Here is a 16149-nt window from a genome sequence, read left to right as displayed (position 1 = left end):
GGCCCCCATGCCGAAGATCCCGCTCCCCGACGACCCCGCCGCGCGTGTCCTGGTCAGCGCCGACCTGACCGGCGAGGCCCCCTGGCTGGACCCGGACCGGCCGGTACCGGCGCACCATGTCCTGCGCGCGGCGGGGCAACGGCGTCTGGACCGCGCCGACGTGACCGCCCGGCTCACCGAACTGGGCTACCGGGTGCCGCCGCCCGAGCTGCTCGCCTCGCTCACCGACGACGACACCAAGCTGCTCACCCGCGACCTCGACGGCCGCCCGCCCTGGCTCACGACGGCGGACTTCCCGTACCTGCGGGCCCATGTCCTGCGTGCCGCCCGCAAACTGGGACGGCCGCCCGCCGAGCTGGCGGACCGCTGTGCCGCGCTCGGCCTGGCGCTGCCGGGTTCCGACCGGCTCCCGGAGTCGGTGGACGACGACGACCTGAAGCTGATCAGCCCACGGCTGAGCGGCCGGCCCTGGCTGTGTGAGGAGGACGCGCCTCGGCTGCGGTCCCTCGCGATCCTCGCCGCCGTCCAGCTGAAGCGGCCGCCCGGCGAACTCGCCGACCGCCTCGCTGAACTGGGCTACCGGGCGCCCTCCCCCGACACCTTCCCCGACCGGGCCGAGGACGACGACCGGCATCTGGTGCTCAAGAAGTCCGGCTTCCTGCTGGCCGACACCGAACCCGTGCCGCTCGGCCATGCCCTGCGGGTGCTGCCCAGCCTGCGGCACCGCACGGACGCGCCGAAGACCCCGCGGGAGTCGGCCGCCGCGGTGGCCGCGCTGGGCGAGCGGTTCACCGCCCTCGGCTTCCGCGTCGGACCCGGCCTGGCGGAGACCGGCCCCGACGACCTGGTCCTGGTCAGTGAGGGGCTGGACGGCCAGGCTCCCTGGCTCGACGCCGGGCAGCCGGTGCCGCTGCACCACGTCCTGCGCTTCGCCCAGGCACACGGCCGGGACCCGCACAAGGTCATCGCCCGGCTCCGCGACCTGGGCCACCGGCGGCTGCCCGACGGCCCGCCGGCCGGCTCGGTGACCGCCGAGGACCTCGACCTGATCGAGGGCGTCTGGCGGGGGCGCACCAGCCGGCCCCAGCAGCACGGCCCCGACCTGCTGCCCCACCTCCTCGTCGTCTGCGTCCGCACCGGACGGGCCCCCGCCGAGGCCGCCGACCGGCTGCGCCGGCTCGGCTACGCGCTGCCCGCGCGGGGCGTCCCCGCCGAGGCACGGGAGAGCGACCTGCGGCTCATCAGCCCGCCGGTGCAAGACGACTCCGCGCCCTGGATCTCCTGGGCCGAGCCCGTGCCGGTCGGGCACGTGCTGTACCGCGCGCACTCCGAGGGCATGAACGTGGGGGCCGTGGTGGCCCGGCTGCGGGAACTGGGCCACGACCGGGTGCCCGAGCTGCCCGACCGGGTCGTCACCGACGACGACCTCCGGCTCATCACCGATCAGAGGGAGGGCGGTCCGGCCCCGCTGACGGACACGGTGCCCTACGGACGGGTCGTGCGGGCCGCCGAGGAGGCGGGCACCGGCGTCCTGGAGGCCGCCCAGCGGTACCGGGAGCTGGGCTACACCGACGTCGTCCTGCCGGACGATCCGTCGGCCGGGCCGGTCGGTGCCGGCGCCGCCGCGCTGGTCAGGACCGACACCGGCTGGCTGGACCCGGACGCGCTCGTGCCGCCCCGGCACATCATCCGGCGGGCGCGGGCCGAAGGCACCGGCCCGGCCGGGATCGGGCGCCGGCTGCGGGCCCTGGGGTACCGGCACCTGCCCGGCTCACTGCCGGAGGAGTCCCACCCCGACGACCTGGAGATCATCAGCCAGTACGGCCTGGGCAAGGAGTTCCTCGACCCCGGCCGGCCCGTGGACCGGGCCCACCCCCGGGACGTCGCCCACCGGTTGGGGATCAGCGCCTACGAGGTCGCGTCCCGGCTGGTCGCCCTGGGTCATCGCCTGCCGTTCGTCCCGCTGCCCGAGGACGCCCTGATCCTCAGCCAGAACGCGGACGGCGACGCCCCCTGGGTGCTCTCCGGCGACGCCGGTCTCGGTCATGTCCTGCGCGCCGCGCGGGTGCTCGGCCGTACCCCGGCCGAGATCGACGAGCGGCTCGGGGAGTACGGCTACGCCCAGCACACCCTGCCGGAACTCGACGGCTTCGACGACGTGGACATCCTCGTGCTCAGTCAGGGCCTCGACGGGCGGGCGCCCTGGCTGCCGTGGCGGAGGACACCGGCGGTGGAGCACGTGCTGCGCGCGGCGCGGGCCACGGGCGACTCCCCCGTCGCGATCGCCGAGCGGCTGACCCGCCTCGGCCACGCCGTCGAGCTGCCGGTCACGGCCGACGCCGACGACCTGGAGGTGGCCCTGGCGCTGCCGAAGCCCAACGGGCCGCTGAAGATGGAGGAGGTGCTGACCGTCGTCGGCAGGCTGGGCCTGAGCCCCGCCGAGACAGCCCGCCGCCTGACCGCCCTGGGCGTCGGGATACCGGACGTCACCTATCCGGACCGGCGCCCCGCCCCGACCCGGCCGCGCCGTCCCTGACGCACGCGTGCGGGGGTACCGGCGGCGGGCGGTCAGTCCCGGTACCCCCAGGCCCGTGCCAGGTCCCGCAGCCGGGGCGGCAGGTCGGTGCCGGGGGCGGCGGAACGGGCGGCGCGGATGCGGCCGGACTTGAGGGTCTCGGACCAGTCGCCCAGCTGGGGCCGGAAGTCGCCGTGGTCCTTGCTGCCGTAGTCGAGCATGCCGGGCTCCCAGGGGACGCCGAGGTACGCGCAGATGCCCCGGGTGACCCGTTCCGGCTCGGCGGTGAGGTCCTCGTACGTGATCACGTGGGCGGCGGGGTCGTGCCGCGCCTCCTCCAGTTTCTCCGCGTAACCGAGGACCTCGGCGCGGATGGCGGTGTGGTCCGGGTCGCTGCGGCGGGCGGTGAGGGAGGCCACGACCGCGCCCGGGTGGCGCAGCAGGACGATCCGGCGGGCCTTGGGCCAACATCGGCTCAGCCGGGGCAGGACGTGGACGTTGGCCGGGGTCTTGTCGACGATGACGTCCTTGCTGCTGCGGACCAGTTCGAGGTGGAGCACCCGGTCCCACAGGACGTGCTCCAGTTCCTCCCGGTCGAGTTCCAGCGCCTGCATGGCCTTGGGGGTGAACGGCCGGGAGAGCTGGACGCGCAGGGTGCGCAGATGCATCTCGTGCGGGGCGCGGATGCGGCTGTGGCTGTTCAGCAGGACCCGCAGCAGGGTCGACCCGGAGCGCACCGAGGACAGGACGAACACCGGGGACTCCACCAGGCGCGGCGCGGGCGGGGCGGTGTACCCGCCGCGGTCGTCCGCCGCCTTGCGGGGCGCGGGCACCGCGTCGAGGCCCCGGCGCGGCGGGCTGACGGCCTGGGCCATCAGCCTCCCCCGGCGCTTCAGTCCCTTGCCGATCGCGGACAGTCGCGGGTCTCGCACCGTGCCACCTCTCTCTTCGTCGTACTGGCCGCATCCCAGGGGCGGCAGGCGAACCGGAGGTGTACGGCAGGCGACGCGCCGGGGTCGATTTTCGCCCTACAGCACGGCTGAGCTGGGGCTTCGCGCGTTCCTTAATTCTTCATGGGAACGTTCCGGCCGGAGTGCGGCCTCGTCTACCGGAGATAGGCGAGGCCGGGATGGACGGCGGTGTAGCCGTCGACGAGGCGGTGCGCCACGTTCACGGAGTCGACGAGCGGGTGCAGCGCGAAGGCCGTCACGGCCCGGGCGCGGGAGCCGGACTCGGCCGCCGCGAGGATCTCGCGTTCGACGGCCTTGACCGAGCAGACGAGGCCGGTGGCGTGGTCCGGCAGCGGCGCGGTGGCCAGGGGACGCGCGCCGCTCGCGTCGACCAGGCAGGGCACCTCGATGACGGCGTCGGCGTCGAGGGCGGCGAGCGTGGAGCCGTTGCGGACGTTGAGGATCAGGGTGGTGCGCTCGCCCCGGGCGACGGCCCGCATCAGGGCGAGGGCGACCTCCTCGTAGCCGCCGGAGAGGTCCTCGGCCTCGCGTTCGCCGGCGCCGGCCGCCTCCCGGTTCTCCGCCATGTAGGTGGCCTCGCGCTCGGCGCGGGTGCGTTGCCACAGCTCCAGGGCGGAGACACCGGGGTCGCGGGCCTCGGCGTAGAACCCGGCCTGCTGGTCGCGCAGGAAGGCGCCACGGGTGCGCTCGGCCTGCCGATAGGCGTGTACGGCTTCCCGGTTGAAGTAGTAGTAGTGCAGGTACTCGTTGGGGATCGCGCCGAGCGAGCGCAGCCAGTCGGGGCCGAAGAGGCGGCCCTCCTCGAAGGAGCCGAGCAGGGCGGGGTCGGCGAGCAGCCGGGGCAGTTCGTCGCGGCCGGCGACGCGCAGCGCGCGCACCCAGCCGAGGTGGTTGAGGCCGACGTAGTCGACGAACGCCTCGCGCGGGTCGGCGCCGAGCACCCGGGCGACACGGCGGCCGAGGCCGACCGGCGAGTCGCAGATGCCGATGACGCGGTCGCCGAGGTGCCGGGACATCGCCTCGGTGACCAGTCCGGCGGGGTTGGTGAAGTTGATGACCCAGGCGTCGGGGGCCAGGCGGGCCACCCGGCGGGCGATGTCGACGGCGACGGGGACGGTCCGCAGGCCGTAGGCGATGCCGCCCGCGCCGACCGTCTCCTGGCCGAGGACGCCCTCGGCGAGCGCGACCCGTTCGTCGTCCGCGCGGCCCGCCAGGCCGCCGACCCGGATCGCGGAGAAGACGAAGTCGGCGCCGGTGAGCGCCTCGTCGAGGTCGGTGGTGGCCGTGACGCGGGGCGCGTCGGGGACGCCGGCGGCCTGTTCGGCCAGGACCCGGGTCACCGCGGTCAGCCGGTCCGCGTCGAGGTCGTGCAGCACCACCTCGCTCACCCGCCGCTCGCCGCGGTCCCCGAGCAGTGCCCCGTACACCAGCGGCACCCGGAATCCGCCGCCGCCCAGAATCGTCAGCCTCACACCCGCGTCCTTCCCGCACCGGCCGGCCCGCCGCCGGCCCCCGCTGCCGCCGATCATGGCACGCGGGCCGTCCGGCGGACGGGGTACCGGCGCATTGACCGGGGCGCGTCCGGTGCCTACCTTCACGGGGACCGCCGCGCCCGGTACGCGACCGCACCGGGGTCGGCACCGGCCCCCTCCCGGAAAGAGACCCGGCGCCATGACAGTCCGTTCCGTCACCGACTCCTCCGTCCCCGGCCGTTCCTTGTCCGACCGTTCCCTGCCCCCTGCTCCCCTGTCCGCGTCTCCTCCGCCCGCTTCTCTGTCGCCCGGCCCTTCCGCCCCCGCTCCTCCCCCGTCCGGCCGTTCCGCGACCGACCGGCTGCTGTCGGTGCTCGCCGCCTTCGACCACGAGCACGCCGCGCTGTGCCTCACGGACATCAGCCGCCGGGCCGGGCTCACCCTGACCACCGCGCACCGGCTGGTGGGCGCCCTCACGGCCTGGGGTGCCCTGGAGCGCGACGGGTCGGGGCGTTACCACGTGGGGCTGCGGCTGTGGGAGGTGGCCGCGCTCGCGCCGCGCGGCCTGGGACTGCGGCAGAGCGCCCTGCCCCATCTGGAGGACCTGTACGAGGCGACGCACGAGAACGTGCAGCTCGCGGTGCGGGACGGCGGCGAGGTGGTCTACGTCGAGTGGCTGTCGGGGCGGTCGGCGGTCGGCGTGCACATCCGGGTGGGCGGCCGCTGGCCGCTGCACGCCACGGGTGTCGGCCTCGCCCTGCTGGCGCACGGGGCACCGGAGTTCCAGGAGGAGTACTGCGCCGGTCCGCTGGCCGCCTTCACCCCGTACACCGTCACCGACCCGGTCCGGCTGCGCGGGGTGCTGGCGGAGGTGCGGCGCACGGGGGTGGCGGTCAGTGACCGGCAGGTCACCGAGGACGCGGTCTCGGTGGCCGCCCCGGTGCGCGGGCCGGACGGGACGGTGACGGCGGCCGTCTCGGTCGTCGTCCCGCACGGCGCCGTCCGCGTCCCGGCGCTGTCACCGGCGGTACGGCTGGCGGCGCGCGGGATCTCACGGGGGCTGGGGTGGCGGCCGGGCGGGCCGTCCCGCCCCTGACGAGGACCGGACGCGCGGGCCGGGAGCCTGTTCCCGTCTGCCACATTTCTCACAGCCGCCCCAGGGGACGAACAGCGCCGCACAGCTCCGACCCAGCTATAAGGTGCAGACTGCACCCGATCCCCGCCCAACCCCCGAAAGGCCCGTCCCGTGAGCAGCCACCCCATATCCGACCAGCAGGACGCCCAGCCGGGACGGTGGTCGCGGCGCGGGGTGCTCGCCGTGCTCGGCGCCGTGCCGGTCGCGGCGGCGCTGGCGGGCGCGGGCACCGGCACCGCGCGGGCCGCCGAGGGGACCGCCCCGGCGAGCGGCACCGCCGAGGCCCGCTCCCTCACCGCGACCGTGACCCCCGAGGCGGGCGGCACCTACGGCGTCGGCATGCCGGTGTCGATCACCTTCTCGCACGCGGTGACCCGCAAGGCGGCGGTGGAGTCGGCGATCACGGTGAGCGCCGACTCCGGGGTCGAGGTGGTCGGCCACTGGTTCAGCGACACCCGGCTGGACTTCCGGCCCAAGAAGTACTGGGCGAAGGACACCACCGTCACCGTCGGCCTCCGGCTGGCCGGCGTCCGCGCCGCCGACGACCTCTACGGCACCCAGACGAAGAACTTCACCTTCCGCATCGGCCGGTCCCAGATCAGCACCGTCGATCTGAAGGCCGAGAAGATGACGGTCGTCCGGGACGGCGAGAAGACCGCCACCTACCCCGTCACCGGCGGCGACTCCGAGCACACCACCTGGGCCGGGATCATGGTGATCAGCGAGCGGCTGAAGGAGACCCGGATGCAGTCCTCGACGGTCGGGCTCGGCGACGAGTACGACATCGCGGACGTGCCGCACGCCCAGCGGCTGACCACCTCCGGCACCTTCATCCACGGCAACTACTGGACCGCCGCCTCCGCCTTCGGCCACACCAACGGCACCCACGGCTGCATCGGCCTGCACGACGCCAAGGGCGGGGCGGACGAGGACACGGCGGGGTACGAGTTCTACGACGGTTCGCTGCTGGGGGACGTGGTGATCGTGAAGAACTCGGGCGACAAAACCGTCGACCCGGCCAACGGACTCAACGGCTGGAACCTGTCCTGGAAGAAGTGGAAGGCGGGCAGCGCGCTGAGCTGAGCCGCCCGCCGGTGCGGGGAGGACGGCACGGTCCGAAGGGCGCTTTTCGTGCCCTTCGGAGGCTGAACTCCCTCACGGGGCAAGGACTTTATCGGCTTCACCTCTTGACGGCCGGGGGCCCGGGGAGCACATTGGCCGCACTCTGAGAGCGCTCTCAGAACGCGCTTGCGGAGTCGCACTGCCCGGCATCCTCCCACCCCGTACCGAGAGGCACCCCCATGCGCGAAACCTCCGGCACCCCGCACAGACGTCGTCCCCTGCGGCGCGCGCTCGTCGCCGCCCTGGGGGCGCTCGGGCTGGCCGTGGCCGGCGCCACCCTCGCCGCCCCGCCCGCGGACGCCTCCGCGCCCACGCCCCCGTCCGGCTGGACGCAGGTCTTCCTGGACGACTTCGACGGCGCGGCCGGCTCCGGCGTGAACACGTCCAACTGGCAGTACGCGACCGGTACTTCGTACCCCGGCGGCGCCGCCAACTGGGGCACCGGCGAGGTCGAGACGATGACGTCCAGCACGAACAACGTCTCCCTCGACGGCAGCGGCAACCTGCGCATCACGCCGCTGCGGGACGCGAACGGCAACTGGACCTCGGGCCGCATCGAGACCAACCGCACCGACTTCCAGCCCCCGGCCGGCGGCAAGCTGAGCGTCGAGTCGCGCATCCAGATGCCGAACGTCACCGGCGCCGCGGCCAAGGGCTACTGGCCCGCCTTCTGGATGCTGGGGGCGCCGTTCCGGGGCAACTACTGGAACTGGCCGAGCGTGGGCGAGCTGGACATCATGGAGAACGTCCAGGGTCTCAACACCGTCTGGTCGACCATGCACTGCGGGACCAATCCGGGCGGCCCCTGCAACGAGACCACCGGCATCGGCGGTTCGACCGCCTGTCCCGGCTCCACCTGCCAGTCCGGGTTCCACACCTACCGCATGGAGTGGGACCGCTCGACCAGCGTCGAGCAGATCCGCTTCTACGTCGACGGCGTCAACTACCACACCGTGCGCGCCGACCAGATGGACGCCACCACCTGGTCCAACGCCACGAACCACGGCTTCTTCGTCATCCTCAACGTGGCGATGGGCGGCGGCTTCCCGGGCGCCTTCGGCGGCGGCCCGGACAGCGGCACCGTCCCCGGCCACCCGATGCTGGTCGACTACGTCCAGGTGCTGTCGTCCGGCGGGGGCTCCACCACGCCGCCCACGAACCGGGACGCCTACACCGCCATCCAGGCCGAGTCCTACGACGCCCAGTCCGGCAGCATCAGCGAGACCACCACCGACTCGGGCGGCGGGCAGAACCTCGGCTCGCTCGCCAACGGCGACTGGGTCCAGTACAAGGGCGTGAACTTCGGCTCCAGCGCCGCCACCCAGTTCAACGCCCGGGTGGCGAGCGGGGCGGCGAGCGGCGTCAGCGGGCTGGTGGAGGTCCGTCTGGACAGCCGTACCGCCACGCCCGTCGGCAGCTTCGCGGTGGGCAGCACGGGCGGCTGGCAGTCGTGGCGGACGATCCCGGCGAACATCTCGTCGGTGACCGGCACCCACGACGTGTACCTGACGTTCACCAGCGGCCAGCCGGCCGACTTCGTCAACGTGAACTGGTTCAGCTTCGGGCACTGAGCACCCACGCGAGAAGGGGGCCGCGCGGCACCGCGCGGCCCCCTTCGCCGTGCTCAGCTCAGCTCCGCCCGGAACGCCGCCGGCGTCAGCTCCGTGTGCTGGTGGAAGAACTTGGAGAAGTTCGCGGCGTCGGGGAAGCCGACCGCCGCGCCGACGCGGCCGATCGGCATGTCGGTGTGGGCGAGGAGCCGTTTGGCCTCCAGGACGACGCGCTTGTCGATGAACGCCTTGGGCGTCTCGCCGGTCGCGGCGCGCACCGCGCGGACCAGGGTGCGGCGGGAGTAGCCGAGCGCGTCGGCGTAGGCGCTGACGCTGTGGTTGGTGGCGAAGCCGCGCTCCACCGCGTCCCGGAACAGGGTGAACGTGGTGTCGGCCTGCTGGGTGCGCGCCGCCTCGGCCGAGCTGGCCGCGAGGTGCGCGAGGCGCAGCAGGAAGGCGGTGAGCGTGTGCCGCAGCACCGCCGTGTGCAGGCTCAGCGGCAGGGTGGTGGCGTCCTCGTACTCGCGCCGCAGCTGTTCCAGGGAGGCCGTCAGGGCGTCGTACCGGGCCGGGTCGGGGTGCAGCAGGGGCGGCAGGTCGTAGCGGTAGAGGCCGGTGGCCTCGACGGTGGCGCGGGGCAGGAAGCCGGGCTGCATGGTCAGCGCGGTTCCGCGGTACTCGCTGGTCTGCGAGAAGCGGTGGACCTGTCCGGGGCGGATCCACAGCAGGTCGCCGGCGGTCGCCTCGTACTCGGTGAAGTCGATCATGTGGCGGACCGGGCCGCCGGTGAAGAGCATGACGACGTGGAAGTCGATGCGGTGCACGCGGTGCAACGGGGCCTGCGCGTGCCAGGCACGGCCGGTGCCCATCGGGCCGACCTGCATGCCGACGCCGAGGAGGCTGAGATCGACCGGGAAGGGGAACGTCTTGATCCCGTCGCCGCCGTGGCTGCCCCCGTCCCTGCCGCCGACAGCGCCTCCGCCCCCGTCGCCACCGGCGTCTTTGTTCTGTTCGTCCGCCATGTCCTTCTCGTACCGTCCCCTCGCGCGCGCGAGCGCCCGAGGCGTGTCCCAGTTTCACCACAGGCTGGCACACGATGACCTTCACTCCAAAAAGTCAGACTTTTAAGTTTGAACACGTCAGACCAGTCACTCCGCTCCAATCGAGGATTTCTTGAAGATGAGCACGCACACAGCGGACCGCTTCGAATGGACCGAACTCGACCGGCGTGCCGTCGACACCGCCCGCGTTCTCGCGGCCGATGCCGTGCAGAAGGTCGGGAACGGGCACCCGGGGACGGCGATGGCCCTCGCCCCGGCCGCCTACACGATCTTTCAGAAGGTGATGCGTCACGACCCCGCCGATCCCGAGTGGACCGGCCGTGACCGCTTCGTCCTCTCCCCCGGACACACCTCGCTGACCCTCTACACGCAGCTCTACCTCGCCGGGTACGAGCTGGAGCTGGACGACCTGAAGGCGTTCCGGACGCAGGGGTCGAAGACGCCCGGTCACCCCGAGTACGGGCACACCGCCGGCGTCGAGACCACCACCGGCCCGCTGGGCCAGGGCGTGGCCAACGCGGTGGGCATGGCGATGGCCGCCCGCTACGAGCGCGGCCTGTTCGACCCCGGGGCCCCGGCCGGCGAGTCCCCCTTCGACCACACGATCTGGGCGATCGTCTCCGACGGCGACCTCCAGGAGGGCGTCTCCGCCGAGGCGTCGTCCCTCGCCGGTCACCAGAAGCTCGGCAACCTGGTCTTCCTCTACGACGACAACCACATCTCCATCGAGGGCGACACCGCGACCGCCTTCTCCGAGGACGTGCTGAAGCGGTACGAGGCGTACGGCTGGCACACCCAGCGCATCGAGCCCGCCGAGAACGGCGACGTCGACGTGCACGCCCTGTACGCGGCCCTCACCGCCGCCAAGGCGGAGACCGGCCGCCCCTCCATCATCGCCATGCGCACGATCATCGCCTGGCCGGCGCCGAACGCCCAGAACACCGAGGCCTCGCACGGCTCCGCCCTCGGCGCGGACGAGGTCGCCGCCACCAAGCGCGTCCTCGGCTTCGACCCGGAGCGGTCCTTCGAGGTCGCGGACGAGGTCCTCGCCCACACCCGGAAGGCGCTGGACCGGGGCGCCGAGGCGCACGCCGCCTGGGACAAGCGGATCGACAAGTGGCGCGGCGCCCAGCCGGAACGCGCGGCGCTCTTCGACCGCGTGGTGGCCGGCCGGCTCCCCGAGGGCTGGGAGGACGCGCTGCCGGTGTTCGAGCCGGGCCAGGCGGTCGCCACCCGGGCCGCGTCCGGCAAGGTGCTCCAGGCACTCGGCCCGGTGCTGCCGGAACTGTGGGGCGGCTCCGCCGACCTCGCCGGCTCCAACAACACCACCATCGACAAGACCTCCTCCTTCCTCCCCGAGGGCAACCCGCTGCCCGAGGCCGACCCGTACGGCCGTACCGTCCACTTCGGCATCCGCGAGTTCTCGATGGCGGCCGAGATGAACGGCATCGCGCTGCACGGCAACACCCGGATCTACGGCGGCACCTTCCTGACCTTCTCCGACTACATGCGCAACGCCGTGCGCATGTCGGCGCTGATGCAGCTGCCGGTGACGTACGTGTGGACGCACGACTCCGTCGGCCTCGGGGAGGACGGCCCGACCCACCAGCCGGTCGAGCACCTCGCCTCGCTGCGCGCCATCCCCGGCCTGAACGTCGTCCGCCCGGCCGACGCCAACGAGACGGCCACCGCCTGGGCGGAGATCCTGCGCCGCCACTCCACCGCCCCCGCCCCGCACGGCCTCGCCCTCAGCCGCCAGGGCCTGCCGACCTACGAGGCGGACCCGGACGCGGCCAAGGGCGGCTACGTCCTGCGGGACGCCTCCACCGGGACCCCGGAGGTGATCCTGATCGCCACCGGCTCCGAGGTCCAGGTCGCCGTCGCGGCACGGGAGCTGCTGGAGGCCGGGGGGACCCCCACCCGGGTGGTGTCGATGCCGTCCGTGGAGTGGTTCGACGAGCAGCCGCGGGCGTACCGCGAGAGCGTGCTGCCGCCGGCCGTGAAGGCCCGGGTGGCCGTGGAGGCCGGGATCGCCCTGACCTGGTACCGCTTCGTCGGCGACGCGGGACGCATCGTCTCGCTGGAGCACTACGGCGCCTCCGCCGACGCCAAGACCCTGTTCACCGAGTACGGCTTCACCGCCGAGAACGTCGCCGCCGCGGCCCGGGAGTCCCTCGCCGCCGCCCGCGCCTGACCGCGACGTTCCTGCTTGATCGCAACGCCAGAAAGAAGATGATGATCACTGTGACCGAAGCAACCGGGACCCCGAAGGCGCTGAGGCGCCTGGCCGACGAGGGTGTCTCCGTCTGGCTGGACGACCTGTCCCGCACCCGGATCGAGTCGGGGGACCTGGCCCGGCTGGTCGCCACCGGCGGGGTCGTCGGCGTCACCACCAACCCGTCCATCTTCCAGGCGGCCATCGGCTCCGGCGCCGGCTACGAGGAGCAGCTCGCCGACCTCGCGGTGCGCGGCGTGACCGTGGACGAGGCGGTGCGGATGATGACCACCGCCGACGTCCGCGCCGCCGCCGACGTGCTGCGCCCGGTGTACGAGGCGAGCGGCGGCCGGGACGGCCGGGTCTCCATCGAGGTCGACCCGCGCCTCGCCCACGACACGGCGGCCACGATCGCCGAGGCCCGGCAGCTGTTCTGGCTGGTGGACCGCCCCAACGTCATGATCAAGATTCCGGCGACCAAGGCCGGTCTCCCGGCGATCACCGAGGTCATCGGCGCCGGCATCAGCGTCAACGTCACGCTGATCTTCTCCCTGGAGCGCTACCGCGAGGTCATGGACGCCTACCTCGCCGGCCTGGAGCGGGCGCGGGCCGCCGGGCACGACCTGGCCACGGTCCACTCCGTCGCCTCCTTCTTCGTCTCCCGCGTCGACAGCGAGATCGACAAGCGGCTGACCGTGCTCGGCACGGACGAGGCCCTCGCCCTGAAGGGGAAGGCGGCCCTGGCCAACGCGCGGCTGGCCTACGCGGCGTACGAGGAGGTCTTCGCGGGCGACCGCTTCACCGCCCTGGCGGGGACCGGCGCCCACCGGCAGCGCCCCCTGTGGGCGTCCACCGGGGTGAAGGATCCGGCATACCGGGACACCCTGTACGTGGAGGAGCTGGTCGCTCCCGGCACCGTGAACACCATGCCGGAGGCCACTCTGGAGGCCACCGCCGACCACGGTGACGTCCAGGGCGACACGGTCACCGGCGGCTACGCCCAGGCGAGGGCCGACCTCGCCGCCGTGGAGCGGCTCGGCATCTCGTACGACGAGGTGGTGGAGCAGCTGGAGCGCGAGGGCGTGACCAAGTTCGAGGCGGCCTGGCAGGACCTGCTCGACGCCGTGACGAAGTCCCTCGACAGCAAGGTCGACGACAAGGGAGTTGACGGGGAATGAGCAAGAAGCTTCCCGACCCGGACGCGGGCGAGACCAAGGCGACGAAGGAGGCCAAGGAGGTCCGGGACGCCCAGGAGGCGGCGGGCGTCGCGGACGCCGAATCCCCCGCCGAGACCCCGGCGCAGCAGCGGGAGCGGACCCTGAAGCAGATCCGGGAGCAGCAGAACCCGGACCAGGGCCCGGAGCAGGCCCGTGCAGGGAAGGCTTCGGCGCAGATCCCGGTCCACGACTGGAGCAACCCCCTGCGTGACCCGCAGGACCGCCGGCTGCCCCGTATCGCGGGCCCGTCCGGTCTGGTCATCTTCGGTGTCACCGGCGACCTGTCCCGCAAGAAGCTGATGCCGGCCGTCTACGACCTGGCCAACCGCGGCCTGCTGCCGCCGGGCTTCTCCCTGGTGGGCTTCGCCCGCCGGGACTGGGAGGACCAGGACTTCGCCGAGGTCGTGCACCAGGCCGTCAAGGAGCACGCCCGGACCGAGTTCCGCGAGGAGGTCTGGCAGCAGCTCTCCGAGGGCATGCGGTTCATCCCCGGCGACTTCGACGACGACAACGCCTTCGAGGAGCTGCGCAGGGCCGTCGACGAGCTGGACGCCTCGCGCGGCACCAGCGGCAACTACGCCTTCTACCTCTCGGTGCCGCCGAAGTTCTTCCCCAAGGTCGTCCAGCAGCTGAAGAAGCACGGCCTGGCGGACGCCCCGGAGGGCTCCTGGCGCCGCGCCGTCATCGAGAAACCGTTCGGGCACGACCTGCGGAGCGCGCAGGAGCTGAACGCCCTCGTGCACGACGTGTTCGAGCCGGACCAGGTCTTCCGCATCGACCACTACCTGGGCAAGGAGACGGTCCAGAACATCCTGGCGCTGCGCTTCGCCAACCAGATGTACGAGCCGATCTGGAACCGGTCCTACGTCGACCACGTCCAGATCACCATGGCCGAGGACATCGGCATCGGCGGGCGTGCCGGGTACTACGACGGCATCGGCGCCGCCCGCGACGTCATCCAGAACCACCTGCTCCAGCTGATGGCGCTCACCGCGATGGAGGAGCCCGCCTCCTTCGACGCGGCGTCGCTGCTCACCGAGAAGCTGAAGGTGTTCCGGGCCGTGCGGCTCCCGGACGACCTGGGCGAGCACACCGTGCGCGGCCAGTACGCGGGCGGCTGGCAGGGCGGCGAGCAGGTGCGCGGCTACCTGGAGGAGGACGGCATCGACCCGGCCTCCACCACCGACACCTACGCCGCGATGAAGCTGGCGATCGACAACCGCCGCTGGGCGGGCGTCCCCTTCTACCTGCGCACCGGCAAGCGTCTCGGCCGCCGGGTCACGGAGATCGCGGTCGTCTTCCAGCGCGCCCCGCACTCCCCCTTCGACCAGACGGCCACCGAGGAACTCGGCGCCAACGCGATCGTCATCCGCGTCCAGCCGGACGAGGGCATGACGGTCCGCTTCGGCTCCAAGGTGCCCGGCACGTCGATGGAGATCCGGGACGTGTCCATGGACTTCGCCTACGGCGAGTCCTTCACCGAGTCCAGCCCCGAGGCGTACGAACGCCTGATCCTGGACGTCCTCCTGGGTGACGCCAACCTGTTCCCGCGTCACCAGGAGGTGGAAGAGTCCTGGCGGATCCTCGACCCGGTCGAGGAGTACTGGGCCACCCACGGCAAGCCCGCCCAGTACGCCTCGGGCAGCTGGGGCCCCGAGGAAGCCGACGAGATGCTCGCACGAGACGGACGGAGCTGGCGCAGGCCATGAGGATCGACCTGACCGACACCACGGCAAGCAAGGTCAACAAGGCGCTGGTCCAGGGCCGCCGGGCCATCGGCACCCCGGCCGTGGGCATGGTCCTGACGATGGTCATCGTCACGGACGAGGAGAACGCCTACGACTCGATCAAGGCGGCCGAGGAGGCCTCGCACGAGCACCCCTCGCGCACCCTGGTCGTCATCAAGCGGCACACCCGCAACCCGCGCGAGCGCACCAAGTCCCACCTCGACGCCGAGGTGCGGGTCGGCTCCGAGGCGGGCACCGGCGAGACCGTCGTGCTGCGCATGTACGGCGAGGTGTCGCAGCACGCCGACTCCGTCGTCCTGCCGCTGCTGCTGCCGGACGCCCCGGTGGTCGTGTGGTGGCCGGTGGACGCCCCGGACAACCCCGCCAAGGACCCGCTGGGCGCGCTCGCCCAGCGCCGGATCACCGACCTGTACGCGGTCGAGAACCCGATGGAGACCCTGAACAAGCGGGTGCGCACCTACGCCCCCGGCGACACCGACCTCGCCTGGACCCGGCTGACGCTGTGGCGCTCCATGCTGGCCGCCGCCCTGGACCAGGCGCGGATGAAGGTCACCTCCGCGGTCGTGGAGGCCGAGGCGGACAACCCGGCCGCCGAACTGCTGGCCCGCTGGCTGGAGGCCCGCCTCGGCGTCACGGCCGACCGGGTGGTCAGCGACGGCCCGGCCGTCACGACCGTCCGCCTGGGCACCGCGGCCGGCGAGATCGTCATCGACCGGCCCGAGGGCCCCGTCGCCACGCTGACCCTGCCCGACCAGCCGCCGCGCACGCTGGCGCTGAAGGTCCGCTCCACCGCCGAACTGATCGCCGAGGAGCTCAGGCGCCTCGACGCGGACGAGATGTACGCCATCGCCCTGCGCGGCGAGGGCACCGAGGAGACCCCTGTCCATGTCTGACTCCCCCGAGCTCACCCGCCGTCCCGAGTGGACGGCCCTGGAGGACCACCGCGCCGAGGCGCTGCTCCGTCCGGACCTGCGTGAGCTGTTCGCCGCCGACCCCTCGCGCGCCGAGCGGTACGTCGTACGCGTGGGTGACCTGCGCATCGACTACTCCAAGCACCTGATCACCGACGAGACCCTCGCCCTGCTGCGGGAACTGGCCGGCGCCACCGGTGTCTTCGGCCTGCGGGACGCCATGTTCCGCGGC

General features: G+C 73.0%; 11 protein-coding genes and 1 pseudogene. 9 read left to right on the top strand and 3 right to left on the bottom strand.

Features of this window, described 5'->3' with window-relative positions; genetic code table 11:
• Positions 1-7: 7 nt before the first annotated feature.
• Positions 8-2536: a hypothetical protein gene (locus tag J7I94_RS30160; protein WP_215172148.1), complete on the top strand. Its 2529-nt coding sequence runs from the start codon at positions 8-10 to the stop codon at positions 2534-2536.
• Between the two features lie 32 nt (positions 2537-2568).
• Here the strand turns inward: J7I94_RS30160 and J7I94_RS30155 are convergent, their stop codons facing one another.
• Complete coding sequence (locus tag J7I94_RS30155; protein WP_308114761.1) at positions 2569-3447, bottom strand: sulfotransferase; 879 nt, start codon at positions 3445-3447, stop codon at positions 2569-2571.
• Positions 3448-3620: 173 nt separating this feature from the next.
• Positions 3621-4958: a 6-phospho-beta-glucosidase gene (locus J7I94_RS30150; RefSeq protein ID WP_215172146.1), complete on the bottom strand. Its 1338-nt coding sequence runs from the start codon at positions 4956-4958 to the stop codon at positions 3621-3623.
• A gap of 199 nt (positions 4959-5157) precedes the next feature.
• On the opposite strand from J7I94_RS30150, the gene J7I94_RS30145 reads away from it, so the two are divergent.
• From J7I94_RS30145 to J7I94_RS30135, 3 genes are all read left to right on the top strand, one after another.
• A complete protein-coding gene (locus J7I94_RS30145) occupies positions 5158-6054 on the top strand; it encodes an IclR family transcriptional regulator (RefSeq protein WP_215172144.1) in 897 nt (298 codons plus the stop codon).
• A gap of 150 nt (positions 6055-6204) precedes the next feature.
• Positions 6205-7176, top strand: coding sequence for an Ig-like domain-containing protein (locus J7I94_RS30140; protein WP_215172142.1), 972 nt, complete (start codon positions 6205-6207; stop codon positions 7174-7176).
• A gap of 218 nt (positions 7177-7394) precedes the next feature.
• Positions 7395-8786: a glycoside hydrolase family 16 protein gene (locus J7I94_RS30135; protein ID WP_215172140.1), complete on the top strand. Its 1392-nt coding sequence runs from the start codon at positions 7395-7397 to the stop codon at positions 8784-8786.
• A gap of 53 nt (positions 8787-8839) precedes the next feature.
• Here J7I94_RS30135 and J7I94_RS30130 read toward each other — a convergent pair whose 3' ends face one another.
• Positions 8840-9787, bottom strand: a complete 948-nt coding sequence (locus J7I94_RS30130) for an AraC family transcriptional regulator (RefSeq protein WP_215172138.1) — start codon at positions 9785-9787, stop codon at positions 8840-8842.
• Between the two features lie 157 nt (positions 9788-9944).
• Here J7I94_RS30130 and tkt point away from each other — a divergent pair, with 157 nt between their 5' ends.
• The 5 genes and pseudogenes from tkt to J7I94_RS30105 form a co-directional block, all read left to right on the top strand.
• Positions 9945-12020: a transketolase gene (gene tkt, locus J7I94_RS30125; protein WP_215172136.1), complete on the top strand. Its 2076-nt coding sequence runs from the start codon at positions 9945-9947 to the stop codon at positions 12018-12020.
• 41 nt (positions 12021-12061) lie between these two features.
• Positions 12062-13219: a transaldolase gene (gene tal, locus J7I94_RS30120; protein ID WP_215172230.1), complete on the top strand. Its 1158-nt coding sequence runs from the start codon at positions 12062-12064 to the stop codon at positions 13217-13219.
• The gene (zwf, locus tag J7I94_RS30115) at positions 13216-14967 is read left to right on the top strand and encodes a glucose-6-phosphate dehydrogenase (RefSeq protein WP_215172134.1); all 1752 of its coding nucleotides are present in this window, start codon (positions 13216-13218) and stop codon (positions 14965-14967) included. Before tal ends, zwf begins: the two co-directional genes overlap by 4 nt.
• Positions 14964-15899 (top strand): glucose-6-phosphate dehydrogenase assembly protein OpcA, encoded by a 936-nt coding sequence (gene opcA, locus J7I94_RS30110; protein WP_215172132.1) that lies wholly within the window; start codon positions 14964-14966, stop codon positions 15897-15899. The genes zwf and opcA overlap by 4 nt, the downstream gene beginning before the upstream one ends.
• Positions 15892-16149, top strand: a pseudogene (locus J7I94_RS30105) (glucose-6-phosphate isomerase); the annotation flags it as partial. The gene opcA and the pseudogene J7I94_RS30105, both read left to right, overlap by 8 nt.

The sequence above is a fragment of the Streptomyces sp. ISL-12 genome, from assembly GCF_018614415.1.
In the GTDB taxonomy this organism is placed as follows: domain Bacteria; phylum Actinomycetota; class Actinomycetes; order Streptomycetales; family Streptomycetaceae; genus Streptomyces.
The sequence above is the reverse complement of the archived record's forward strand: the minus strand, read 5'-3'. Positions and strand labels throughout refer to the sequence as shown.

Coding starts and splice junctions, on each gene's coding strand:
- J7I94_RS30130 (WP_215172138.1), bottom strand. CDS start 9,787: ATGGCGGACGAACAGAACAAAGACGCCGGTGGCGACGGGGGCGGAGGC.
- J7I94_RS30145 (WP_215172144.1), top strand. CDS start 5,158: ATGACAGTCCGTTCCGTCACCGACTCCTCCGTCCCCGGCCGTTCCTTG.
- opcA (WP_215172132.1), top strand. CDS start 14,964: ATGAGGATCGACCTGACCGACACCACGGCAAGCAAGGTCAACAAGGCG.
- tkt (WP_215172136.1), top strand. CDS start 9,945: ATGAGCACGCACACAGCGGACCGCTTCGAATGGACCGAACTCGACCGG.
- J7I94_RS30160 (WP_215172148.1), top strand. CDS start 8: ATGCCGAAGATCCCGCTCCCCGACGACCCCGCCGCGCGTGTCCTGGTC.
- J7I94_RS30135 (WP_215172140.1), top strand. CDS start 7,395: ATGCGCGAAACCTCCGGCACCCCGCACAGACGTCGTCCCCTGCGGCGC.
- tal (WP_215172230.1), top strand. CDS start 12,062: ATGATCACTGTGACCGAAGCAACCGGGACCCCGAAGGCGCTGAGGCGC.
- zwf (WP_215172134.1), top strand. CDS start 13,216: ATGAGCAAGAAGCTTCCCGACCCGGACGCGGGCGAGACCAAGGCGACG.